Source organism: Mycobacterium sp. 852002-51613_SCH5001154, assembly GCF_001667425.1.
Lineage (GTDB): Bacteria > Actinomycetota > Actinomycetes > Mycobacteriales > Mycobacteriaceae > Mycobacterium.
Map to the genome: position 1 here is coordinate 64977 of NZ_LZII01000043.1, position 22672 is coordinate 87648.

General features: G+C 67.4%; 28 protein-coding genes and 1 tRNA gene. 16 read left to right on the plus strand and 13 right to left on the minus strand.

Annotated elements, in window-relative coordinates; all coding sequences use genetic code 11:
• Window positions 1-9: 9 nt before the first annotated feature.
• Window positions 10-657, minus strand: a complete 648-nt coding sequence (locus tag A5750_RS11160; RefSeq protein WP_066955680.1) for a TlpA disulfide reductase family protein — start codon at window positions 655-657, stop codon at window positions 10-12.
• Between the two features lie 12 nt (window positions 658-669).
• Window positions 670-1350 (minus strand): endonuclease III, encoded by a 681-nt coding sequence (gene nth / locus A5750_RS11165; RefSeq protein ID WP_067262746.1) that lies wholly within the window; start codon window positions 1348-1350, stop codon window positions 670-672.
• A gap of 173 nt (window positions 1351-1523) precedes the next feature.
• Between nth and A5750_RS11170 the strand changes: the two genes are divergently transcribed.
• Window positions 1524-1919 carry a hypothetical protein gene (locus A5750_RS11170; protein WP_066955686.1) on the plus strand — a complete coding sequence of 132 codons (396 nt, stop codon included), beginning with the start codon at window positions 1524-1526 and terminating at the stop codon, window positions 1917-1919.
• A 98-nt stretch (window positions 1920-2017) separates the two neighbouring features.
• The gene (gene crp, locus A5750_RS11175) at window positions 2018-2692 is read left to right on the plus strand and encodes a cAMP-activated global transcriptional regulator CRP (RefSeq protein ID WP_044508824.1); all 675 of its coding nucleotides are present in this window, start codon (window positions 2018-2020) and stop codon (window positions 2690-2692) included.
• An 80-nt stretch (window positions 2693-2772) separates the two neighbouring features.
• On the opposite strand, the gene A5750_RS11180 is transcribed toward crp, so the two are convergent.
• From A5750_RS11180 to A5750_RS25835, 3 genes are read right to left on the minus strand one after another with little or no spacing between them, the layout of a single operon-like run.
• A complete protein-coding gene (locus A5750_RS11180; protein ID WP_067262750.1) occupies window positions 2773-3564 on the minus strand; it encodes an MBL fold metallo-hydrolase in 792 nt (263 codons plus the stop codon).
• A complete protein-coding gene (locus A5750_RS11185) occupies window positions 3561-4025 on the minus strand; it encodes a RidA family protein (protein ID WP_067262753.1) in 465 nt (154 codons plus the stop codon). Before A5750_RS11185 ends, A5750_RS11180 begins: the two co-directional genes overlap by 4 nt.
• A complete protein-coding gene (locus A5750_RS25835) occupies window positions 4026-4187 on the minus strand; it encodes a DUF4177 domain-containing protein (protein WP_073871548.1) in 162 nt (53 codons plus the stop codon).
• A 77-nt stretch (window positions 4188-4264) separates the two neighbouring features.
• Between A5750_RS25835 and A5750_RS11190 the strand changes: the two genes are divergently transcribed.
• Window positions 4265-5287 (plus strand): ArsA-related P-loop ATPase, encoded by a 1023-nt coding sequence (locus tag A5750_RS11190; RefSeq protein ID WP_067262756.1) that lies wholly within the window; start codon window positions 4265-4267, stop codon window positions 5285-5287.
• On the plus strand, window positions 5284-6453 hold the full coding sequence (locus A5750_RS11195) for an ArsA family ATPase (protein WP_067262760.1): 1170 nt from the start codon (window positions 5284-5286) through the stop codon (window positions 6451-6453). The genes A5750_RS11190 and A5750_RS11195 overlap by 4 nt, the downstream gene beginning before the upstream one ends.
• An 18-nt stretch (window positions 6454-6471) precedes the next feature.
• On the opposite strand, the gene A5750_RS11200 is transcribed toward A5750_RS11195, so the two are convergent.
• A complete protein-coding gene (locus A5750_RS11200) occupies window positions 6472-6822 on the minus strand; it encodes a WhiB family transcriptional regulator (RefSeq protein ID WP_067262763.1) in 351 nt (116 codons plus the stop codon).
• 363 nt (window positions 6823-7185) lie between these two features.
• On the opposite strand from A5750_RS11200, the gene ponA2 reads away from it, so the two are divergent.
• The 5 genes from ponA2 to A5750_RS11225 all read left to right on the plus strand — a co-directional run bounded on the left by ponA2 (window position 7186) and on the right by A5750_RS11225 (window position 12548).
• Window positions 7186-9615, plus strand: coding sequence for a transglycosylase/D,D-transpeptidase PonA2 (gene ponA2 / locus A5750_RS11205; RefSeq protein ID WP_067262766.1), 2430 nt, complete (start codon window positions 7186-7188; stop codon window positions 9613-9615).
• A 68-nt stretch (window positions 9616-9683) separates the two neighbouring features.
• Complete coding sequence (locus A5750_RS11210; protein WP_067262770.1) at window positions 9684-10643, plus strand: metallophosphoesterase; 960 nt, start codon at window positions 9684-9686, stop codon at window positions 10641-10643.
• Window positions 10640-11755, plus strand: coding sequence for a PLP-dependent cysteine synthase family protein (locus A5750_RS11215; protein ID WP_066955712.1), 1116 nt, complete (start codon window positions 10640-10642; stop codon window positions 11753-11755). Before A5750_RS11210 ends, A5750_RS11215 begins: the two co-directional genes overlap by 4 nt.
• Window positions 11756-11816: 61 nt before the next feature.
• Window positions 11817-11890 (plus strand) — tRNA-Pro (locus tag A5750_RS11220).
• Window positions 11891-11972: 82 nt separating this feature from the next.
• Window positions 11973-12548, plus strand: coding sequence for a hypothetical protein (locus A5750_RS11225; RefSeq protein ID WP_066955715.1), 576 nt, complete (start codon window positions 11973-11975; stop codon window positions 12546-12548).
• Window positions 12549-12589: 41 nt separating this feature from the next.
• Here the strand turns inward: A5750_RS11225 and A5750_RS11230 are convergent, their stop codons facing one another.
• The gene (locus tag A5750_RS11230) at window positions 12590-12892 is read right to left on the minus strand and encodes a DUF4193 domain-containing protein (RefSeq protein WP_066955718.1); all 303 of its coding nucleotides are present in this window, start codon (window positions 12890-12892) and stop codon (window positions 12590-12592) included.
• 75 nt (window positions 12893-12967) lie between these two features.
• On the minus strand, window positions 12968-13258 hold the full coding sequence (locus A5750_RS11235) for a hypothetical protein (RefSeq protein WP_067262774.1): 291 nt from the start codon (window positions 13256-13258) through the stop codon (window positions 12968-12970).
• Window positions 13259-13627: 369 nt separating this feature from the next.
• Between A5750_RS11235 and A5750_RS11240 the strand changes: the two genes are divergently transcribed.
• Window positions 13628-14320, plus strand: a complete 693-nt coding sequence (locus A5750_RS11240) for an HAD family hydrolase (RefSeq protein ID WP_067262777.1) — start codon at window positions 13628-13630, stop codon at window positions 14318-14320.
• Here A5750_RS11240 and A5750_RS11245 read toward each other — a convergent pair.
• A complete protein-coding gene (locus A5750_RS11245) occupies window positions 14288-14788 on the minus strand; it encodes a DUF6328 family protein (RefSeq protein ID WP_066956023.1) in 501 nt (166 codons plus the stop codon). The two genes, A5750_RS11240 and A5750_RS11245, sit on opposite strands and share 33 nt — an antisense overlap.
• Before the next feature lie 181 nt (window positions 14789-14969).
• Window positions 14970-15338, minus strand: coding sequence for an STAS domain-containing protein (locus tag A5750_RS11250; RefSeq protein WP_156659645.1), 369 nt, complete (start codon window positions 15336-15338; stop codon window positions 14970-14972).
• A 162-nt stretch (window positions 15339-15500) separates the two neighbouring features.
• Between A5750_RS11250 and A5750_RS11255 the strand changes: the two genes are divergently transcribed.
• From A5750_RS11255 to A5750_RS11280, 6 genes are read left to right on the plus strand one after another with little or no spacing between them, the layout of a single operon-like run.
• Entirely contained in the window at window positions 15501-16400 is a 900-nt protein-coding gene (locus tag A5750_RS11255) for an STAS domain-containing protein (protein ID WP_066955729.1), read from the plus strand.
• Between the two features lie 22 nt (window positions 16401-16422).
• Entirely contained in the window at window positions 16423-16812 is a 390-nt protein-coding gene (locus A5750_RS11260) for an STAS domain-containing protein (RefSeq protein WP_066955731.1), read from the plus strand.
• Window positions 16802-17212: an anti-sigma regulatory factor gene (locus A5750_RS11265; protein ID WP_066956026.1), complete on the plus strand. Its 411-nt coding sequence runs from the start codon at window positions 16802-16804 to the stop codon at window positions 17210-17212. Before A5750_RS11260 ends, A5750_RS11265 begins: the two co-directional genes overlap by 11 nt.
• On the plus strand, window positions 17205-17831 hold the full coding sequence (locus A5750_RS11270) for a SpoIIE family protein phosphatase (RefSeq protein ID WP_066955734.1): 627 nt from the start codon (window positions 17205-17207) through the stop codon (window positions 17829-17831). Before A5750_RS11265 ends, A5750_RS11270 begins: the two co-directional genes overlap by 8 nt.
• The gene (locus tag A5750_RS11275; protein WP_067262781.1) at window positions 17828-20044 is read left to right on the plus strand and encodes a SpoIIE family protein phosphatase; all 2217 of its coding nucleotides are present in this window, start codon (window positions 17828-17830) and stop codon (window positions 20042-20044) included. Before A5750_RS11270 ends, A5750_RS11275 begins: the two co-directional genes overlap by 4 nt.
• Before the next feature lie 49 nt (window positions 20045-20093).
• Window positions 20094-21113 carry an iron-containing redox enzyme family protein gene (locus tag A5750_RS11280; RefSeq protein ID WP_067262886.1) on the plus strand — a complete coding sequence of 340 codons (1020 nt, stop codon included), beginning with the start codon at window positions 20094-20096 and terminating at the stop codon, window positions 21111-21113.
• Here A5750_RS11280 and A5750_RS25305 read toward each other — a convergent pair.
• From A5750_RS25305 to A5750_RS11290, 3 genes are all read right to left on the minus strand, one after another.
• The gene (locus A5750_RS25305) at window positions 21061-21309 is read right to left on the minus strand and encodes a CDGSH iron-sulfur domain-containing protein (RefSeq protein WP_082959087.1); all 249 of its coding nucleotides are present in this window, start codon (window positions 21307-21309) and stop codon (window positions 21061-21063) included. The two genes, A5750_RS11280 and A5750_RS25305, sit on opposite strands and share 53 nt — an antisense overlap.
• Window positions 21306-21995, minus strand: coding sequence for a HemK2/MTQ2 family protein methyltransferase (locus tag A5750_RS11285; RefSeq protein WP_066955740.1), 690 nt, complete (start codon window positions 21993-21995; stop codon window positions 21306-21308). The genes A5750_RS25305 and A5750_RS11285 overlap by 4 nt, the downstream gene beginning before the upstream one ends.
• A 99-nt stretch (window positions 21996-22094) precedes the next feature.
• A complete protein-coding gene (locus A5750_RS11290) occupies window positions 22095-22649 on the minus strand; it encodes a type 1 glutamine amidotransferase domain-containing protein (RefSeq protein WP_067262784.1) in 555 nt (184 codons plus the stop codon).
• Window positions 22650-22672 lie beyond the last annotated feature (23 nt).

The following is a 22672-nucleotide window of genomic DNA, read 5'->3' on the forward strand; positions in this document are numbered from 1 at the left end:
ATTTTCGGCTTATCCCTTGTCATTTCCGACCGCGGCGGCGATCTCGTCGGCGCTGTCGAAGGCCCGCGGCAGCATCTGGGCAACGCTACCGTCCGGCCGCAGAACCACCGTCGCGGGCATCACGTTTACCACGCCCAGCGCCGCCGCGACCCGCCGGCGACCGTCCTGCAGGGTTGGCAGCCGAACGCCCAGTTCGGCCAGCCGCAGCAACGCGGCCGTCTCGTTCTCGTCCTGATGCACCGTCACCACCATCACGTCAGACCCGACTCGCCGTTGATACTCGGCCATCGCGGGCAGTTCGGCCGCACACGGCGCGCACCAATACGCCCATAAGTTGAGGACCACCCGCCGCCCGGCCAGCGCGCGGGCGACGTCGACAACCGAACCGTCGGCGGCACACTCGGCCGTGACACCGCGCAGCGCGGGGGGGCCCGGGCCATCACCGGCGGCGGGACAGGGCGCCAGGTCGGCCCGTTGCCGCGGACCCGCCAGCGCGGCCGCCGTGTCGGCGTCGCGGTGTTCGCGGTCGGGTGGGCTCACGGCCGTGCCGGGCTTCGGGGCCGGCGCGGACTCGTCGCGCAGCTGGGCGACGAGGGCCGCCGCCAGCGCCGCCACCACCGCGAGGATCGCGATGGTCCAGCGCGTGGTCCGCGTCAAGGTGGTAGGCGCCTACAGGCCGGCCAGGGCCAGCAGGTGCTCGGTTTCCGGGCCCCGCACCAGGGGCGCGGCCAGTAGCGGTTCGGTGGGGCCGAGGCCGAAGGAGGGGCAGTCCTTGGCCACCACGCACACACCGCAGGCCGGCTTGCGCGCGTGGCACACCCGGCGGCCGTGGAAGATCACGCGGTGGCTCAACATGGTCCACTCGCTGCGTTCGATCAGTTCGCCGGCCGCGCGCTCGATCTTCACCGGGTCCTTGTCGCTGGTCCAGCGCCACCTGTGCAGCAGCCGCGCGAAGTGGGTGTCGACCGTGATGCCGGGGACGCCAAAGGCGTTGCCCAGGATGACGTTGGCGGTCTTGCGGCCCACCCCGGGCAGCGTGACCAGTTCCTCCATGGTGGAAGGCACCTCGCCGTCAAACCGTTCGACCAGCGCCTGCCCGAGGCCGATGAGGGAGGTCGCCTTATTGCGGAAAAACCCCGTCGGACGGATCAGGGCTTCCAGTTCGTCGCGATCCGCCTGCGCATAGTCCAGCGCCGACGGGTACCGCTTGAACAACGCCGGCGTGGTCAGGTTCACCCGTTTGTCCGTGCTCTGCGCGGAAAGGATCGTGGCGACGGTCAGCTCCAGCGGCGTGGTGAAGTCCAGCTCGCAGTGCGCGTCCGGAAACGCCTGCGCCAGCGCCCGATTCATCCGGCGGGCCCGCCGCACCAAGCCGGCCCGCGTCTCCTCAGACCAGCGCCGTGCACCGTTGCCACCCGGTGGGACCGAGGTGGACTTCGAGCGCCCGGACGACTTTGCCGCTGTCACCTACGACAGAGTACTGATTTCGTGATCTCGCCGAGACCACGTGTTGATTGAAGTCCATGTTTACTCTCCTTGTGTCGTGGTTGCTGGTGGCCTGCGTTCCGGCGTTGCTGATGCTGGCGGCGCTCGGATTGGGGCGGCTCGAACGGGGGCTCGCCCGCGAAGACGTCACCATGCTCGCGGTCACCGAGCTTTTCGAGTACGCCGAACTTGTCGACGTGCGCACCCTGGCCCGGGAGGGCATGCCGGAGGCGGTGGAATTTCTGCACCGGCGCGAGGCCCGGGAACTTTCCGAGGCCGCGCTGGCCGGGCTGACGGCCGGGCCGCGGCATGCGGCGCCGTCGTTTGCCGCCAGCTTCATTGACCCTGCCGAGCTGACATTGCCGACGCGAATACAAGCGCATTCGCAGATCAATCCGCAGTTTAAGGCCACTCGACACGTCAATCGTGTGTAGCGTTGCACGTTGGACAAAATGTCCTACCGCTAGACTCATCACGCGAGCAAGGGATTAACCTGCCCGTACACAAATCATTGGAAAGCTGAAGAGGCAACGTGGACGAGATCCTGGCAAGGGCAGGAATCTTCCAAGGGGTTGAGCCCGGCGCGGTCGCCGCGCTGACCAAGCAACTGCAACCCGTCGACTTTCCCCGTGGGCACACGGTCTTCGCCGAAGGCGAGCCGGGTGATCGGCTGTACATCATCGTCTCGGGGAAGGTCAAGATCGGCCGTCGCTCACCCGATGGCCGGGAGAACCTGCTGACGATCATGGGCCCGTCGGACATGTTCGGCGAGTTGTCTATTTTCGACCCCGGCCCACGGACTTCCAGCGCCACCACCATCACCGAAGTGCGCGCCGTGTCGATGGACCGCGACGCGTTGCGGGCGTGGATCGCCGACCGTCCCGAGATCGCCGAGCAGCTGCTGCGGGTGCTGGCCCGCCGGCTGCGCCGCACCAACAACAATCTGGCCGACCTCATCTTCACCGATGTGCCCGGCCGGGTGGCCAAGCAGCTGCTGCAGCTCGCCCAGCGGTTCGGCACCCAGGAGGGTGGCGCCATGCGCGTCACCCACGACCTGACCCAGGAGGAGATCGCCCAGCTGGTGGGGGCGTCCCGGGAGACGGTGAACAAGGCGCTGGCCGATTTCGCCCACCGCGGCTGGATCCGTCTGGAAGGCAAGAGTGTGCTGATTTCGGACTCCGAAAGGCTCGCGAGGCGCGCGAGGTAAGCGCGCGAATTGCGTCGAGATCGACGTTTTCGACACGTTCACTCGAACTTTTCCGCGATAGCGGCGATTTCGGCGCGAGTTCAGCGCTGCAAATAGTCCAGCTGCGCCTGAACGGACCATTCGGCCGCGTCCCAGAGTTTCTCGTCGACGTCTACATAGACGTGTTCGACGACTTGGCGCGCGGTGGCGTCGTCGCCGATGTCCCGCAACGCGGCGCGCACCTGTTCCAGCCGTTCCTGCCGGTGCACCAGGTAGCCGGACGCGACGGCCTGCAGGTCGGGCAGGTCGGGCCCGTGGCCCGGCAGCACCGTACGTCGCCCCAGACCACGCAAGCGCCGCAACGATTCCAGGTAGTCGGCCAGGCTGCCGTCTTCGGAATCAATGACGGCGGTGCCGCGGCCCAGCACGCTGTCGGCGGTGAGGACGGCGTCGTCGAGCACGAACGAGAACGAGTCGGCGGTGTGGCCGGGGGTGGCCATCACCCGGATCTTGAGGCCGGCCGCGTCGATCACCTCACCATCGGTGAGGTGACCGCCGAGGCCGCGCAGAAACCCGCTGCCCGCCGACCGCACGGTCGCGCCGGTCCGCTCGACCAGCTTGTCGATGCCGTCGGTGTGATCGCCGTGCCGGTGGCTGATGAGCACCAGCGTGATACGGCCCAACTCGGCGACCCGGGCGATGTGGTCGTCGTCGTCGGGCCCGGGGTCCACCACGACCAACTCGTCGCTGCCCTTGCCGCGCAGCACCCACGTGTTGGTGCCCTCGAGCGTCATCAACCCGGGGTTGTCGGCCAACAGAACCGAGGCAGTGTCGGTGACCGCCCGCAGGGTGCCGTATGCGGGATGACTCGGCGACTCCGGCGCATCGGTCACGATCGCGAGCCGACCTCCACGATCAGCTCCACTTCGACCGGCGCATCCAGCGGCAGCTCGGAAACGCCGACGGCCGACCGTGCGTGTGCGCCGTCCTCGCCGAACACCTCGGCGAGCAGCTCCGAAGCGCCGTTGATGACGCTCGGCTGGCCGTTGAAACCCGGAGCGGAGGCGACGAAGCCGACGACCTTGACCACTCGGGTCACCGCGTCGATGCCCACCAGCGAATCGACGGCCGCGAGGGCGTTGAGCGCGCAGATCCGCGCCATCGCCTTGCCTTCTTCCAAGCTGACCTGCGCCCCGACCTTGCCGGTCCCGGCCAGCTGTCCCGCCTGCAGCGGCAGCTGACCGGCGGTGTACACCAGGTTGCCCGTCCGCACGGCGGGCACATAGGCGGCCAGCGGCGCCACCACCTCCGGAAGCGCGACCCCGAGTTCGGCGAGCCGGGCGGAAGCAGTCATCTACTTGGGGCGCTTCAAATACGCGACGTGTTGCTCACCGGTTGGCCCGGGCAGTACGGACACCAACTCCCAGCCGTCGGCACCCCACTGGTCGAGAATCTGTTTGGTGGCGTGCGTGAGCAGCGGGACGGTGACGTATTCCCATGCGATCGGTTGGCTCATGGCGCGAGCTTATCGGTCGGATGTGAACGGCTCTGGCCTGCCCGGGGGCCGGACGCCGGTCGGGCTAGCATGCGAAGGTGGCAAACACATCGAGCGGCGGTAGCGCCGTCGGCTGGCCGGCGCGGCTCTCAAAGGCCCGCCTGCATTTCGTCACCGGTAAAGGCGGCACGGGCAAGTCGACGATAGCGGCCGCACTGGCACTGACCCTGGCAGCCGGGGGCCGCAAGGTCCTTCTGGTGGAAGTCGAAGGGCGGCAAGGCATTGCGCAACTCTTCGACGTCCCGCCGCTGCCCTACCAGGAGGTCAAGATCGCGACCGCCGAACGCGGCGGTCAGGTCAACGCGCTGGCAATCGACATCGAGGCCGCGTTCCTGGAATACCTGGACATGTTCTACAACCTCGGCATCGCCGGGCGGGCGATGCGGCGCATCGGCGCCATCGAGTTCGCGACGACGATCGCGCCCGGCCTGCGCGACGTGCTGCTCACCGGAAAGATCAAGGAATCGGTGGTGCGGCTGAACAAGGGGACCAAGAACCCCGTCTACGACGCGGTCGTCGTAGACGCACCACCGACGGGACGGATCGCCCGCTTCCTGGATGTCACCAAGGCTGTGTCGGATCTGGCCAAGGGCGGCCCGGTGCACTCGCAGAGCGAGGGGGTGGTGAAGCTGTTGCACTCCGAGCAGACGGTCATCCACCTGGTCACCCTGCTGGAGGCGTTGCCGGTGCAGGAAACCCTGGAAGCCATCGAGGAACTCGCCGAGATGGAGCTCCCGATCGGTAGCGTGATCGTGAATCGCAACATCGCGTCTTATCTGCAGCCCGCCGACCTGGCGAAGGCCGCCGAGGGGCACGTCGACGCAGACTCGGTGCGGGCGGGGCTGGAAATGGCGGGAATCAAGCTGAACGACACCGAGTTCGCGGGACTGCTGACCGAGACCATCGAGCACGCGACCGTCATCGCCGCGCGGGCCGAGATCGCACAGCAACTCGACGCGCTGCAGGTGCCGCGGCTGGAACTGCCGGCGATCTCCGACGGCGTCGACCTCGGAAGCCTCTATGAGCTTTCGGAATCGCTTGCACAGCAGGGGGTTCGATGAGCACCACGCCGAATAGGCTTGACATGGCCTCGATCTTGGCCGACACGACCAACCGGGTCGTGGTGTGCTGCGGCGCCGGCGGGGTGGGCAAGACCACCACCGCCGCCGCGATGGCGTTGCGCGCGGCCGAATACGGACGCAACGTATGCGTTTTGACGATCGACCCGGCCAAGCGGCTGGCTCAAGCGCTGGGGGTCAACGACCTCGGCAACACCCCGCAGCGGGTGCCGCTGGCGTCCGAGGTTCCCGGCGAGTTGCACGCGATGATGCTCGACATGCGCCGCACGTTCGACGAGATGGTGGTCCAGTACTCCGGAAACGGCCGGGCGCAAGCGATTCTGGACAATCAGTTCTATCAGACGGTCGCCAGCTCGCTCGCCGGCACGCAGGAATACATGGCGATGGAGAAGCTGGGCCAGCTACTGGCCGAGGATCGTTGGGACCTGGTGGTGGTGGACACCCCGCCGTCGCGCAACGCGCTGGACTTCCTGGACGCGCCCAAGCGGTTGGGCAGCTTCATGGACAGCCGGCTGTGGCGGCTGCTGCTCGCGCCCGGCCGCGGCATCGGCCGATTGGTCACCGGGGCAATGGGTTTGGCGATGAAGGCGATGTCCACCGTGCTCGGCTCACAGATGCTGAGCGACGCGGCGGCTTTCGTGCAATCGCTGGACGCCACCTTCGGCGGTTTCCGGGAGAAGGCGGATCGGACGTACTCGCTGCTGAAGAGGCGCGGCACGCAGTTCGTGGTGGTGTCGGCGGCCGAACCCGACGCGCTGCGCGAGGCCTCCTTCTTCGTCGACCGGCTGTCCACCGAAGGCATGCCCCTGGCCGGGCTGGTCTTGAACCGCACCCACCCGACGTTGTGCTCGTTGCCCGCCGAGCGGGCGATCGACGGAATCGAAACGCTGGCGGCCGAGCCGGGTTCCGAGGCGGCCTCGCTGGCCGGGGCCGTGCTGAGGATTCACGCAGACCGCGCGCAGACCGCCAAGCGGGAGATCAGGTTGCTGTCGCGGTTCACCGGTGCCAATCCGCACGTGCCGATGATCGGCGTTCCCTCGCTGCCATTCGACGTCTCGGACCTGGAGGCATTGCGCGCGCTCGCCGATCAGATCACGTCGACGGGTGACGACGCGGCCCGCGCCACGGCCCAAGGGCCCCTGCGCTAGGGGCCCGGCCGAACTCGGTCAGCCGACGTTGCGGGTTCTGCTCTTGTCGAAGAAGTCCGACCAGGACACCACTTCCGGGTGTTGCTTGAGCAGGGCCCTGCGCTGACGCTCGGTCATGCCGCCCCAGACGCCGAACTCGACTTTGTTGTCCAGCGCGTCCGCCCCGCACTCCTGCATGACCGGGCAGTGCCGGCAGATGACGGCGGCCTTGCGTTGGGCGGCCCCTCGAACGAAGAGTTCGTCCGGGTCCGTGGTCCGGCACAGTGCTTGGGAGACCCAGGCGATCCGTTCCTCGGCATCAACGCTGCGGAGTACCCCTTGTGCGGCCGCAATGTTTGTCCTACGCGCCGCAGGCCGTGTTCCTGACACGAACTGTTCCCTTCCCTACCGGCCGCTCTCACGACCGCCCTCCTGGGGTGCAGATCCACACCTGCGATCTACGCCACACTGTGTACATCGGTGTTACCTGAATCTCACCGTGTGTCTAAGTTAGGTGGTCAGCAGGCAATTGCGCAACAGTCCGATAACGCTTTTTTTGGGACGGGCGTGCCGTCTCGTCTCAGAAGGGCCGGCGATCGAAGTGATCTTGCACACGTGCGCGGGGGCGCAAACACTGACGCACGCGCAAATTTTATCGCACTCACGGCAGTAAAGCGCAGGTCAATGACGGGGGTAAAAAGGGGGTGAACTCGCAGCGTGGCGGCGTGACTGGGGGCCGCTACTGTAGTAGCCATGTCAGACCGCCCCCCGGCCCTTCTCACGATTTTGAAGCTTGCCGGGTATTGCTTGCTGGCCGGCGTCGTCGCCACGGCGCTGATGTTTCCGTTCGCGGGCGGATTGGGACTGGTGTCCAACCGGGCCTCCGAAGTCGTCGCCAACGGCTCGGCCCAACTCCTCGAGGGCGAGGTGCCCGCGGTGTCGACGATGGTCGACGCGAAGGGCAACACCATCGCCTGGCTGTACTCCCAGCGCCGCTTCGAGGTGCCCAGCGACAAGATCGCCAACACGATGAAGCTGGCGATCGTGTCCATCGAGGACAAGCGGTTCGCCGACCACAACGGGGTGGACTGGAAGGGGACGCTGACCGGGCTGGCGGGCTACGCGCGCGGCGACGTCGACACCCGTGGCGGTTCGACCATCGAGCAGCAGTACATCAAGAACTACCAGTTGCTGGTGACGGCGAAGACCGACGCCGAGAAGCGCGCCGCCGTGGAAACCACCCCGGCCCGCAAGCTGCGCGAGATCCGGATGGCGCTCACGCTGGACAAGACCTTCACGAAGCCCGAGATCCTGACCCGCTACCTGAATCTGGTGTCGTTCGGCAACGGTTCGTTCGGCGTGCAGGACGCGGCCCAGACCTACTTCGGCATCAACGCCTCGGACTTGAACTGGCAACAGGCGGCGCTGCTGGCGGGCATGGTGCAGTCGACCAGCGCGCTGAACCCTTATACCAACCCCGAGGGTGCGCTGGCGCGGCGAAACCTGGTGCTGGACACCATGATCGAGAACATCCCCCAGGAAGCCGACGCCCTGCGCGCCGCCAAGGCCACCCCCCTGGGTGTGCTGCCGCAGCCCAACGAGTTGCCGCGGGGCTGCATCGCGGCCGGCGATCGCGCATTCTTCTGCGACTACGTCCAGGAGTACCTGTCCCGCGCCGGCATCAGCAAAGAACAGGTGGCCCGCGGCGGCTACCTGATCCGCACCACGCTGGACCCGGACGTGCAGATCCCGGTGAAGGCGGCCATCGACCAGTTCGCCAGCCCGACCCTGCCCGGCATCTCCAGCGTGATGAGCGTGATTCAGCCCGGCAAGACGTCGCACAAGGTGATGGCGATGGCCAGCAACCGCACCTACGGCCTGAACCTCGACGCCGGTGAAACCATGCGGCCGCAGCCGTTCTCGCTGGTCGGCGACGGCGCGGGGTCCGTTTTCAAGATCTTCACGACGGCCGCCGCCCTGGACATGGGCATGGGCACCAACGCCACGCTCGAGGTACCGAGCCGATTCCAGGCCAAGGGCATGGGGAGCGGCGGGGCCAAGGGCTGCCCCAAGGACACCTGGTGCGTGGTCAACGCCGGCAACTACCGCGGCTCGATGAACGTCACCGAGGCGCTGGCCACCTCGCCGAACACCGCGTTCGCCAAGCTGATTCAGCAGGTCGGGGTCACCCGCACGGTGGACATGGCGATCAAGCTGGGCCTGCGCTCCTACGCCGATCCCGGCACCGCCCGCGACTACAACCCCGACAGCAACGAGAGCCTGGCCGACTTCGTCAAACGGCAGAACATCGGCTCGTTCACCCTGGGCCCCATCGAGGTGAACGCGCTGGAGCTGTCCAACGTCGCCGCCACGCTCGCCTCCGGCGGCACGTGGTGCCCGCCGAACCCCATCGACAAGCTGATCGACCGGCACGGCAACGAGGTCGCGGTGACCACCGAGACCTGCGACCAGGTGGTGCCCGAAGGCCTGGCGAACACCATGGCCAACGCGATGAGCAAGGACGCGGTGGGCGGCGGCACGGCCTCCGGCTCCGCCGGTGCGGCGGGCTGGACGCTGCCGGTGTCCGGTAAGACGGGCACCACCGAGGCGCACCGTTCCTCCGGCTTCGTGGGATTCACCAACCACTATGCGGCGGCCAACTACATCTACGACGACTCCACGACGCCGACGGACCTGTGTTCGTCGCCGCTGCGCCATTGCGGCGAGGGCGACCTGTACGGCGGCAACGAGCCGGCCCGCACCTGGTTCACGGCGATGAAGCCGATCGCCACCAATTTCGGGCCGGTGCAGTTGCCGCCCACCGATCCCCGGTACGTCGACGGGTCGCCCGGGTCGCGGGTGCCGAGCGTCGCCGGCCTGGACATCGACGCGGCCCGCTCGCGCCTCAAGGAGGCGGGCTTCCAGGTCGCCGACCAGAACAACTTCGTCAACAGCACCGCGAAGCAGGGCGAGGTGGTCGGAACCACGCCGAGCGGCGCAACGATCCCGGGGTCGATCATCACCATCCAGGTCAGCAACGGCATCCCGCCGGCTCCTCCGCCGCCGCCCGAGGGCGGGCCGCCGCCGGTCGGGTCACAGGTGGTGGAGATCCCGGGTCTGCCCCCGATCACCATTCCGCTGTTGGCGCCGCCGCCGCCCGCGCCGGGGCAGCCGCCTCCGTAGGCCGCCATCTTTGGTGCTGTGGCGCAAGGTATGCGTTGCCAAAGCGCAACCGGCAGTAGGCTGCCAGCATGGCTGATGTTTTGCCCACGCTGATTCGCACCGGTGCCGCCGCACTCGGTTCGGCCGTCGCCGGCATCGGTTACGCCGCCGTCGTCGAGCGCAACGCCTTCGTCCTGCGCGAGATAACCATGCCCGTCTTGGCGCCCGGTTCGACGCCGCTCCGGGTGCTGCATATCAGCGATCTCCACATGCTCCCCAATCAGCGCCGCAAACAGGCATGGCTGCGCGAGCTGAGCAACTGGGAGCCGGACCTGGTGGTCAACACCGGCGACAACCTGGCCCACCCCAAGGCGGTGCCCGCGGTGGTGCAGGCCCTCGGGGATCTGCTGTCGCGGCCGGGTGTCTTCGTTTTCGGCAGCAACGACTACTTCGGTCCGCGCCTGAAGAACCCGCTGAACTATCTGACCAACCCGTCGCACCGGGTTCGCGGTGAGCCGCTGCCCTGGCAGGACCTGCGCGCGGCCTTCACCGAGCGCGGCTGGCTCGACCTCACCCACACGCGGCGCGAGTTCGAGGTGGCCGGCCTGCACGTCGCGGCCGCCGGCGTCGACGACCCGCACATCGACCGGGACCGCTACGAGACGATCGCGGCCCCGGCCAGCCCGGCCGCGAACCTGCGACTCGGGCTGACCCATTCCCCGGAGCCGCGGGTGCTGGACCGCTTCGCCGCCGACGGCTACCAACTGGTGATGGCCGGCCACACCCACGGCGGCCAGGTCTGCCTGCCGCTCTACGGCGCCCTGGTGACCAACTGTGGCCTGGACCGGACCCGGGCGAAGGGCCCGTCCCGGTGGGGCGCGAACATGCAGCTGCACGTCTCCGCCGGCATCGGCACCTCACCGTTCGCGCCGGTGCGCTTCTGCTGCCGGCCCGAGGCCACCCTGCTGACGTTGATCGCCACCCCGATGGGCGGCCGCGATTCGGCCAGCGACCTAAGCCGTTCGCAGCCAACAGTTTCGGTGCGTTGACCGAGCGGACCCGGATCGCGGTCCGCAGCCGCTCGCGGTGCTGGACGGACAGCGCGGTCCGGCTGATCCACGCCGACGCGCGCCGCAGCGCCGACACGCACCTGTTGCGCTACCCGCTGCCGTCGGCGTGGGGCTCGGATGGCCCCGGCGCTCAGGTGGCGCTGTACCTCAAAGACGAGACCACGCACATCACCGGCAGCCTCAAGCACCGGCTGGCCCGCTCCTTGTTCCTGTACGCGCTCTGCAACGGGTGGATCGACGAGGGCACCACGGTGGTCGAGGCCTCGTCGGGTTCGACGGCGGTGTCGGAGGCGTATTTCGCGGCCCTGCTGCGCCTGCCCTTCGTCGCCGTGATGCCGGCGTCCACCAGCTCGGCCAAGGTGGCGCTAATCGAAGCCCAGGGCGGCCGTTGCCATTTCGTGCAGAACTCTTCGGAGGTGTACGCCGAGGCCGAGCGCGTCGCCCGCGACACCGGTGGGCATTACCTGGACCAGTTCACCAACGCCGAACGCGCCACCGACTGGCGGGGCAACAACAACATCGCCGAGTCGATCTTCGAGCAGATGGGCGAAGAGACGCATCCCATCCCGGAATGGATCGTGGTGGGCGCGGGCACCGGCGGCACCAGCGCGACGATCGGCCGCTACATCCGCTACCGCGGGCACACGACCCGGCTGTGCGTCGTCGACCCGGAAAACTCCGCGTTCTTTCCGGCCTACGCCGACGACCGCTACGACGTCACGATGCCCGTCTCGTCTCGGATCGAGGGCATCGGCCGGCCGCGGGTCGAGCCGTCGTTCCTGCCCGGTGTGGTCGACCGCATGGTGTCGGTGCCCGACGCGGCGTCCATCGCCGCCGCCCGGCACGTGAGCGCCGTTCTCGGGCGCCGCGTGGGGCCGTCGACGGGTACCAACCTCTGGGGCGCCTTCGGCTTGCTCGCCGAGCTGGTCGCCCAGCGGCGCAGCGGTTCGGTGGTCACGCTGCTCGCCGACAGCGGCGACCGATACCACGACACCTACTTCAGCGACGAGTGGGTCAGCGCGCAGGGACTCGATCCGAGCGGTCCCGCCGAGGCCCTGGCGCAGTTCGAGCGCTCCTGCCTCTGGCAATGAGCCGCCACGCCGCGGTTTGGCCAGCCGATGGGCCGGTGCGATAGGCTGTCGAAGCTTCAAGCGGGGTGTGGCGCAGCTTGGTAGCGCGCTTCGTTCGGGACGAAGAGGCCGTGGGTTCGAATCCCGCCACCCCGACCCAGTTGTATTAGCTGGCGTGACAGCCGAACGCCGAGTTTGACACTGCGGCGTCGCGGCTTTGCCGTTAAGCTCTGCCCGCATGGCGCTGGTAAGCCCGCCGCCCGAGCAGGGCGAGCCACGCGGGGTCGGCCCCAAGGTCACCGGATTTGCTGATTCGCCGGCGCCGGTCCGTAGTCCCGGTCACCCCACCCTGGCGGAGATCGCCCGGCGACAGCAGGAGATCCAGGCGTGGGAAGCGCTGAACGTCGGCGGCTACCGATTCGCTAAACCCGGCACCGTCATCGGCGCGCTGATCTCCGCGGTGCTGGTTGTTCTCGTGGTGACGCCCCTCCCGCCGAACTGGCCGTGGGACATCCCGACGATGATCCTGGCCGTCTTCACGGCGGTGGCGACCGTGACCTGCGGCCTGTTGTGGTTCGACAATCCGCACCCCACTCCCCGCCCCGAGTCGTTGGCGATCGTGCCGTTCTCGCGGGCGGAAAACCTGCGGCTGATGCAAGACCAGCCGGTCGAGCCCTACCGCGCCGTCTGTCCCTGCCCCGGCTGTGGCGACTTATCCACGCACCTGATCCGCGAGCCCGTCAAGGACGAACCCGACTGGGCGATGGTCACCCGGCGTTGCGCCGTGTGTCAACGCGAGTGGTCACAAGCCTGAATCGGTTGTGCGCCAACGATTCCGCCCCCGCCATTGCGGCGCTAGGCGCAGTCGGCGCAGATGGAGATGCCCCCGCTCGAGCTGTGCAACCGGCTGCGGTGCTGGACCAGAAAACAGCTCGAGCACATGAACTCGTCGGACCGCTGGGGAATCACCGTCACCGACAGTTCCTCGCCGGACAGGTCGGCGCCGGGAAGCTCGAAGAAGTGCACATCGTTGGGATCCTCGTCGACCACCGTGGTGGCGGACCCCTGCAGCGTCGGGGCTAGCTCGCGTATCGGGGATTTGTCCTGGGTTTCGGAGTCGGAGACCCGGCGTGCGTCATAGTCGCTTGCGGTCGCCATGGCAGTTCCTTCCTGCTGATGAGCCCGGGTTGACGCACTTTGCTGTACTCACCCGTGGCGCAGGCAGTACCCCATTCAGGCGCGAGTTACACCGACCGGCCCGAGAAAGTCACGCCGCCGGCCAGTGAGCCGCCTCAGCCGCCTGGCGATCGCGGGGTAATGCGCGAGGGCCAGGCCCAGCCACGGCGCGACGACCGACACGGTCAGCGCGACGATCGCGACCCCTTCGTGCCCAAACAGGAGCTCGAACAGCCCGACTGCCAGACTGAGGGCCCAGACCACCACGGCCGCGAGACCGAGCAGGGGGAAATCACGCTCGTACTCGACCGAGTAGTTTGCTGCTCGTAACGAAACGGGCGCGACCATGATCGGCTTTTACCCGGTCATCGCCGCGATTAAACGTCTCGGCGGGCGAATTCGCGCTGGTCGGTGTTGGTTAGCTCACAGCGGTCAACTAGTCGGCGGCGGGGCGGGCTCATCGGAATTCGCGGCGTGCCAAGCAAGTTCGGCGTCGCGCACCCGTCGGTGCGTGCGCAGCAGCCACTCTCGTGAGAAAGTCTGTGTATCAGGGTGATTCATGCGACATGCGGTTCGCCGATCGGGCCGCCGCCCGACCCGGCGGCTAGGGAGCCGCAGCCGATTCGCGGACAACGCTTCGCGGTTACCCCCCATCCCCGAACCCAAACGACGCGGCATGCCGGTGTCAGCCGGCCCCGGCCTGGGTATGCCGCGCAGATGAAACCCGCCGTTCTGTTCGACGTCGACGGAAGCCTGGTCGACTCCAACTATCTTCACGTCCACGCGTGGCTACGCGCCTTCGACGCCGAGCGCCTGCCCGTCAGCGCCTGGCAGATCCACCGGTGCATCGGCATGGACGGCTCCACGCTGGTGCGAACGCTCTCCAACGACGCCCCGGACGAGGTCCAGGAGCGGCTGAGCGACGGGCACAGCCGCTACTACCGGGAGAGCACCCCGCTGCTCGCGCCGCTACCGGGTGCCCGCGCGCTGCTGCGCCGCGTCGCGGAGCTGGGGCTGCAGGTCGTGCTGGCCACCTCGGCACCCGACGACGAGCTGGAGATCCTGCGCAAGGTCCTCGACTGCGACGACGTCATCTCCGAAACGACGTCCTCGCGTGACGTCGACACCGCCAAGCCCGAACCCGGCATCGTGCAGGTCGCGCTGGACCGGGCCGGGGTGGATGCCGACCATGCCGTGTTCGTCGGGGACGCGGTGTGGGACGCCCATGCCGCGGCGGGCGCCGGATTGCCCTGCATCGGGCTGCTCAGCGGTGGCATCGCGCGCGAGGAGCTGCAGGCGGCGGGCTCGGCACCGATCTTCGCCGATCCACAAGACCTGCTCGAGCATCTGGACTCGACCCGCATCGCCGAACTCGCGCTACATGCCGCGGGTGCGGAGCAGAATCGGTAGCAACCACCAGAAGAACGTAAAGAGCGTCAGCGCACACGCTCCCGCGATCAGGGCCGGCCCGCGGCCGGCCACCGCCGCGAACACGATGATCGTCACCCCGGTCAGGGCGAGGCCGAGCAGCGCCAGGCCCGCATACGCGCAGCGATGCGCGGCGGACACCAGCACCTGGAGACGATGGCGCCGGAAGAGCATCCGGTGCATGCCCACCGGGGCGATCAGCAGCACTGTCGCGCCGACCGAGCACCCCACCGTCGCGAGATAGGCGTCGCGCAGGAGCGGGGCCAGGACGTCGAAACGTTGCTGGAACGGCAGGGTCAGCAGGAAACCGGTGAGCAGCTGCACGCCCGTCTGCACGACGCGCAGCTCCTGCAGCAGGCTGTTCCAATTGCGGTCCAGCCGTTGGATTTCGGTTTCGCCACGCTCGTGGCTGTCCCACCGCTGGTCGTCTTGCGGATTATCGACGTCCATAGGCGTGATCATCGCACCTGTCGCATGCGCCAGCGCCGTTTCACGCCGAAGGGTCGCGGAATTCGTTATCCGCTTTCGCAATGTGAATTGATTTCGGCGCCCGCCAATTTGGAAACCATATATCGCAACGGGACCCCGGCTATTGTCAAAAACCTTGTCGCGCAACCACGCGCAGCGGCGACTACCGGCTGATGTTGTCGTCCCGCACCGCGGTCAACGCGTCGTCCAGCGTCGGGTACAGCGGGAACGTCTTGTCCAGCCCGGTCAGGTGAATCGGCCGCCTGGTCGCCGGGCCGCGCGCAACCACCCCGAATCCGGTCGCGTTGCCCAGCTTCTCGTACGTCGCAGCCAGGATCTTCAGACCCACCGAACCGAGGAATTCCACCGCGGAGAGATCGATGACCAGTGCCGTTGGGCTCTCCGCGACAACCGCGCCGATGGCCTGTTCCAGGGCCGGCGCCGTGACCAGATCGATTTCGCCGCTCACACTGACCACGGACACCCCATCGTGGTCCTCGACCAAGGTGGTAATCGAATCAGGAGCTGACAATGGCGATCCTTTGTCCTGGGCTTCAGGTGTGGTGCAAGCCTAGCCTGCGTTGCGAACTGCGAGAAGAATATGCCCTCAACACCTGCCCCGCGACAACCCAGGCTAGTCTCGCAAAATCGAGCCTGCACACAGCGGGGTGCGGACCGGCACTCGGGAGGCAACATGTCAGATTCGCCGGCGGAGTTCAGCGGCGCGGCCACCGCGCAGGCGGTCAGCATTTCCAGCGAGGGCCTGCTGCCACAGCTCGTCCAGCACCTGCGGCAGAACCGCACCGTGCTGCGCGAGGAGTGGGCGCGCAGAATCACCGAGGCCGAACTGCTCACCGCGATGACGCCGGAGGAGCTGTTCTCCGAGGCGACTGCCGTCTACGACAACTACGTGGAGGTGCTCGAGACCGGTAGCGTCGAGGCGCTGCAGGCCTACGCCCGCGACCTGTCCGAGCGCATCATTCCGCGGGGCGTGGAAACGGACGAGGTCGTCGGCATCGTGTTGTTGCTGCGCGACGTGCTGGCGCGCTCGTTGTTCGAGAAGTACCAGACCGAATTCGAGATGCTCAATCGGGTTCTGGACGCCTACGAACCGGCGGCCAACCGCATCGCCAACACCGTGGCGGTCAGCTTCGTGCAGGAACGCGAGCGCATCATCCGCCAGCAGCAGGAGGCCATCCGCGAGCTGTCGACGCCGGTGCTGCAGGTGCGCGAACAGCTGCTTATTCTGCCGATCATCGGTGTGCTCGATTCTCAGCGCGCCCGCCAGGTCACCGAGCAACTGCTGAGGGCCATCCGCGCGAACCGCGCGAAAGTGGTGGTCATCGACATCACCGGTGTGCCGACCATCGACTCCACGGTGGCCAACCACCTGGTGCAGACGGTCGACGCGTCGGGGCTGATGGGCGCCAGCGTCATCATCACCGGCCTGTCCTCCGAAATCGCCCTGACGCTGGTGACCATCGGGCTGGACCTGTCGAAGATGAACGCCGTCGGCGACCTGCAGGGCGGCATCGAGGAAGCCGAACGCCTGCTGGGCTACGAGGTCACTCGCACCGGCGAGCAGCCAGGATAGCTACGAGGAACACGAGCGCGCCATGCCCGTACCGATCCTGAAACAGGGTGCGATCCTCATCGCCTCAGTCCAGGCCGCGCTCAGCGACTCCGACGCCGAGCGGCTCCGCTATGACCTGATGGAGCGGGTCAGCCGGTTCCGCGCGCAGGGCATCATCGTCGACGTCACCGCCATCGACGTGATGGACTCGTTCGCGGCCCGGTCGCTGCGGACCATTGCGCACATGACGCGGCTGCGTGGCGCGGACACGGTGATCGTCGGCCTGCAGCCGGAAGTGGCCTTCGCGATGGTCCAGCTGGGTTTGGCGTTCGACGACATGAATACGGCGCTGGACCTCGAAGAAGGCCTCGCCCTGCTGAATCGTCAACTGACGCAGCGGAAACCGATGATCGGGCGCGATGGTGGCGACTGATATCGTCGTCGCCATCGACAATTCCGACGACATCGTCGAAGCTCGCAAAGCCGGACACCAACTCGCACTCGACCTGGGATTCTCCCTCACCGACGTCACGATGATCGCGACGGCGATCTCCGAGATCGCGCGAAACATCACCAGCTACGCCGGCCGCGGCAGCGTCCGGGTCTTCGTGGCCGACCGGGAGGGCCACAAGGCCCTGGTGGTGCGGGCCGAGGATCAGGGACCGGGCATCGCGGACATCGAGCGGGCAATGGAAGACGGGTATTCGACCGGGCGTGGGCTGGGGATGGGCCTACCGGGCTCCCGCCGGCTGATGGACAGGTTGCTCGTGGAGTCCGCGCTCGGCCGGGGGACGGTCGTCGAGATGTGGAAATGGGTCCCTCCCCATGCGTGACAACGGCCGGTTCGGTCCGATCGAGTGGGCAAGGGCGGGCCGCCCGTTGCCCAGCGAGTATGTCTCGGGTGATCGGGGTCTCGCCGTCGACATCGGCCGCGAAGCCGCGCTGTTCGGCGTGGTGGACGGTCTCGGCCACGGTCCGGATGCCGCGGCCGCTGCGCTGTGCGCCATCGAAGCGGTCAAACGCTCCAGTTCGGAGCGGCTCGAAGTATTGATCCAGCTTTGCCATCGTTTGCTGGAGGGCACCAGAGGGGTGGCGATGACGTTGGCACGGGTGGACTTCGCCGCCAACACGCTGACCTGGACCGGCGTCGGCAACGTCAGCGCCGACCTGGTGGCCAAGTCCCCGACCGGCGTCCAAATCCGATCCAGCGCACGGCTTATCGCGGGAATCGTCGGCTACCGCATACCGGAAATCAGACCGGCGCAAGTTATCTCGATCCGGCCGGGAGACCTGCTCGTGATAAGCACAGACGGGATCGCCGAAAACTACCTTGACCACATCGACTTCTCGGCCACCGCCGTCGTCATCGCCGAAGAATTACTCGGTAAGGACGCCAAAGAAACCGACGATGCCATGGTGCTCACCGCTCGTCATCGGGGTGTCTCGACATGAGTGACAGCGACGAGTTCCACGCCCAGTACGCCGCGGCGCTGCGCACCTACATGGAGGCGCGTGACGAAGACAGCCTGGCGACCGCGTATGAGCTCGGCCGCCGAGCCCTGCAGGAGGAAGTCAGCCTGCTCGCGATCATCGAGCGGCACGTCCAGCTGATCCTCGATCTGGCCAAGGACATCCAGATAGACGCGCCGATCGCGCTGGAATTCCTGTTGCAGCTGCTGGTCCCGCTCGACATCGCCACCCGCGGCTTCCTGGACGGCACCAGGCGCTTCGCGCGCGAGCGCGCCCGCGCCGAGGGGCTGGCCGACCGCGACAAATTCCGTACCGCAGTTGTCAATTCGTTGCAGGAGGGGTTTTTCGTCGCCGATCACGAGGGCTCCGTGATCGAGATGAACAACGCCCTGATCGAGATCCTCGGTTATCCAGCCGAGGGCCTGCCCTACCGCTGGCCCCACCCGTGGTTGGTCGACCAAAAGGGCGCCACCCAACAGCAGGCGCTGGTCCAGAGCATCGGCACCACCGCCTACGAGACGCCGATTCGGCACCGCGACGGGCACCTGGTCTGGGTGACGGTCAGCATCAACGCCGTTCAGGGCAGCGGCAGCGACCAAAACGTCTTCGTGGGGACTATCCGTGACATCACCGCCGAACGGGCCTTCGCCGCAAGGGAAAGCGCGGTCCTGCGCCTGGCGACCGCGGTGGCGGTGGCCAAAAGCGTGGACGAGCTGCTGTCCATCACCCTCGACGAGTGCAGCACGGCGATCGACGTAAAACGGGTGGTCGCGATCTTCTGGCCGAACGGCGACGGCGAACCGACCGTCCAGGTGGCGGGCGAGACGTCCAAAACCTCCTGGCGCAGCCTGGATCCGTGGTTGCGCCATACCTTCGAGGACGCGCGTCACCAGCTGCCGCTCACCGCCAAAACGGTCGAGCGACCCGACAATCCCGGCAAGGCACACGGATTGGTGGCCGTGCTCTCCGGCGCGGGCGACCTGGCGTTGTGGTTGGAGCTGCGCACGCCGCGCTGGATCAGCGCCGAAGACCGGCTGCTGGTTACCGTGCTCATCGGCCACCTCAGCCTGGCGATGCAGCACGTCCGCCAATTCGAAAGCGCCCGTGAGACATCGCTGACCCTGCAGCGTGCCCTGTTGCCGACGATGCAGCCGCCGCCGGGCTTCGCCGTGCGCTACGAGCCCGCGGTCCCGCCCCTGGAAATCGGCGGCGACTGGTATGACGTGCTGCCGATCGGCGACCATCGCATCGGCATCGTCGTCGGTGACTGCGTGGGTCGCGGGCTGCCGGCCGCGGCGGTCATGGGCCAGCTACGCAGCTCGGCGCGGGCCCTGTTGATCAACGGGGCCGAGCCCGCGCTGCTGCTCGAGCAACTCGACTCGGCGGCATCGCTCATTCCGAACGCGTACTGCACCACCGTTTTCCTGGCGATCCTCGACACCGAATCCGGTGTCCTGCAATACAGCAACGCCGGCCACATGCCCGCCGTGCTCGTCGGGTCCGAGCCGCGGACGACGTCGATGTTGACCGATGCCTCGTCGGTGCCGCTCGCGGTCCGCCGCCCCGAACCCCGCCCGCAGACCAGCCGCGTGTTGCCGCCCGGCTCTACCCTGATTCTGTTCACCGACGGGCTGGTCGAGCGCAAACACGAGTCCATCGATGACGGGATAGATCGCGCCGCAGCGGTTCTGGCGAAGACGACGACGTTGCCGTTGGACTCCGTCGCCGATGCGGTCCTGAGGGAGCTGGCCCCCGCGGCGGGGTATGACGACGATGTGGCGATGGTGATCTACCGGCACCAGCAGTCCCCGCTTCGGATCGAAAACGAGGCCAGCGCAGCGCGGTTGGTCGGCATCCGGCATCGGTTGGCCGAATGGCTGCGCACCGCCGACGTGCCGGACGAATTGGCCGCCGACATCGTGCTGGTGGTCAACGAGGCCTGCACGAACTGCGTCGAGCACGCGTACACCGGACAACCGCTGGGCACGATGCTGCTCGACGTCGAACTTGCCGATGGCGAAATCCGCGCCCGGATCACCGACGAGGGCTCGTGGAAGCCACCGGAGGTCAACCCCGGCAATGGTGGGCGGGGCCTGGTGCTGATGCGGGCGCTCAGCACCGCGGTCGAACTCGACTGCACCCCCACCGGGACGACGGCCGACATCACCTTCCGGCTGCCGGCCGAGGGTGGGTAGGGGTGGTGCCGCACCGTTTGTGGCCCCTGGATTGCGGGTAGTCGTGGGCGTGACCCGCGCATCGATCATCACCGAACCCGCCCTGCCGGCGGCACACGGGCCGCTGTCGACCGCAGTCCGTCGCGCCCTGACCGGACCGCCGTCGCATGACCACCTGACCCGCATCGGCGCGTCGGTGCGCGATTCGGATCCCTACGGCCTGGATCTGCAGCTGGCGCTGTGCATGTGCTACGAGCTGCACTACCGCGGCTTCGCGGGCGTCGACCCCGGCTGGGAATGGAATCCGGCACTGCTGGCACTGCGCGGCGAGCTCGAACGCGTTTTCCTGGCCGGCGTGCGCCGCGACGTCGGACCCATCGCATCGAATCAGACCGCCGCCGCCGAAATGGACGCCATCTCCGTCGAACCGGCCGACGGCACGGGTCCGTCGTATTACCTGCGCGACACCGGAACGTGGCAGCAGATGCGTGAGTACTTCGTTCACCGGTCCGTGTATCACCTCAAAGAGGGCGATCCGCACGCGTGGGCGATCCCGCGGCTGACGGGTGTCGCGAAAGCCGCTTTCGTGGCAATCGAATTCGACGAGTATGGGGCGGGGCAGGGCCCCCGTCTGCACCAGCAGCTCTTCGCCGATCTGATGGCGGCCGCGAATCTGGACACGACGTATCTGGCGTACGTGGACGCGGTTCACGCCGAAGCTTTGGCGGCGGTGAACCTGATGTCGCTCTTCGGGCTGCACCGCGAGTTGCGTGGCGCGGCGATCGGGCACTTCGCTTCGACGGAGATCACCTCCCCGCCGGGGTCCCGGCGGATGGTGCAGGCGCTGCAGCGGATGGGGGCACCTTCGCCGTGCGTCGAGTTCTACGCCGAGCACGTCGAGGCCGACGCCGTGCACGAGCACGTGGTGCGCATAGACGTGGTCGGGGATCTCGTCGAACGGGAGCCGCACCTCGACTGCGACATCGTGTTCGGGATCCGCGCGCACGCGGTGGTCGAAAACCGTTTGGCCGACGCGGTTATGGCGTCGTGGCAGCAGGGTCGGTCGTCGTTGCGGAGGGCGCTGGACTAGACGTCCGGCGGGCCAGGTTCTGGCATCTGCGATGGCTGGTGTCGCACAAGGGATACTTCTCGCTGCGCCGGCAGGTGCAGATCGCCACCATGAACCGGTCGGACTCGACGACCTCACCGTTCGGCATCTCGATGCGCACCGGGCCGGACACCAGCACCGGCCCGCCTGCAACCACCTGGACGCGGGTGGTGGTCACCGCTTGTCCGCCCGGATCACGATCAACTCCTCTTCCCGGCGTCCGCGGGGTATCAGGCCGACGCTCTCGAGCCAGTTCGCCCGCGCCGTCATCACGGGGCCGAACGGTATCCATTTCGACGCAATGACTTTGGCATCCATGCCGGCCCACTTCAGGGAATCCAGCGATTGCCGGACACCGGCCAGCGCCGAGTGCACGAGCAGCAGGGACCCACCGTCGCACAACAACTTCGGCGCCGCTTCGCACAGCGGATCCAACACCATCCGGCCATCAGGGCCGGCGTTCCAGGCCCACGACGGACCCGCGCTTGGGCTGATGTACTCCGTGTCGCCGTTCGGCGGTGTCGGCACGTACGGCGGGTTCGACACGACAACGTCGAACGGCGCGCAGTCGAGCGCATCGCTCCAGGTGCCCTTTCGCACATCGACATTCACACCGACGGCGGCCGCGTTGCCGCGAGAGCAACCCACGGCGTGCGGGCAGATGTCGAAGGCTGTCACGTCGGCGCCACCCATCTCGGCGGCGGCGATCGCCACGAATCCGCTGCCCGTACACAAGTCGAGAACGCGCCGGCCCGGAATGAGCGCGCTTTCTTGCATCACATTTACCAGTAATCGGGAATCGTCCTGGGGCTGATACACGTTCGAAACAGCCGAGACAGCGGGTCCTGGATATGTTGTGGTCAACTCTGGCCTTTCGACAGATCGCCGGGGCGATCACTGCTTGGCCTGTGTAATGCCCGCAAACCGATGGGTTCAAACGGAGTGGGCAAAGGCCATTTTCGGCTAACTCGCAGGCGCATGGGCGAATTGCTTGACAATGGTCGCGCAAAACGCCGGCAGGTCCTTGGGTGAGCGGCTGGAGATCAAATTGCCGTCGACGACGACCTCCTCGTCCACCACGTTTGCGCCGGCATTGCGCAGATCGGTGCGAATGGACGGGTAAGACGTCAGCGTGCGGCCCTCTGCTACACCGGCTTCCAGCAGCGTCCAGGGGCCGTGGCAGATCGCTGCGACCGGCTTTCCGGAGCCGACGAAGTCGCGCACGAAGGAGACTGCGGTGGCGTCCATCCGCAGCTTGTCCGGATTCACGGTGCCACCCGGAAGTACCAGGCCGTCGAATTCGGCGACCGACGCGTCCGATACAGCGCGGTCGACCTTGAAGGTTCCGGCCGGTTCGAGGTCGTGATTGCGAGCCTGGATTTCTCCGGTCTTCAGCGAAAGCAGCTCGACCTGTGCGCCGGCCTCTTCGAGCGCCGCACGAGGTTGCTCGAATTCCACCTTCTCCACGCCGTCCGCAGCGAGAATCGCGACTTTCTTGCCTTCCAATTCATTTGCCATGGCTATTCCCCTTCGCCCCTTTC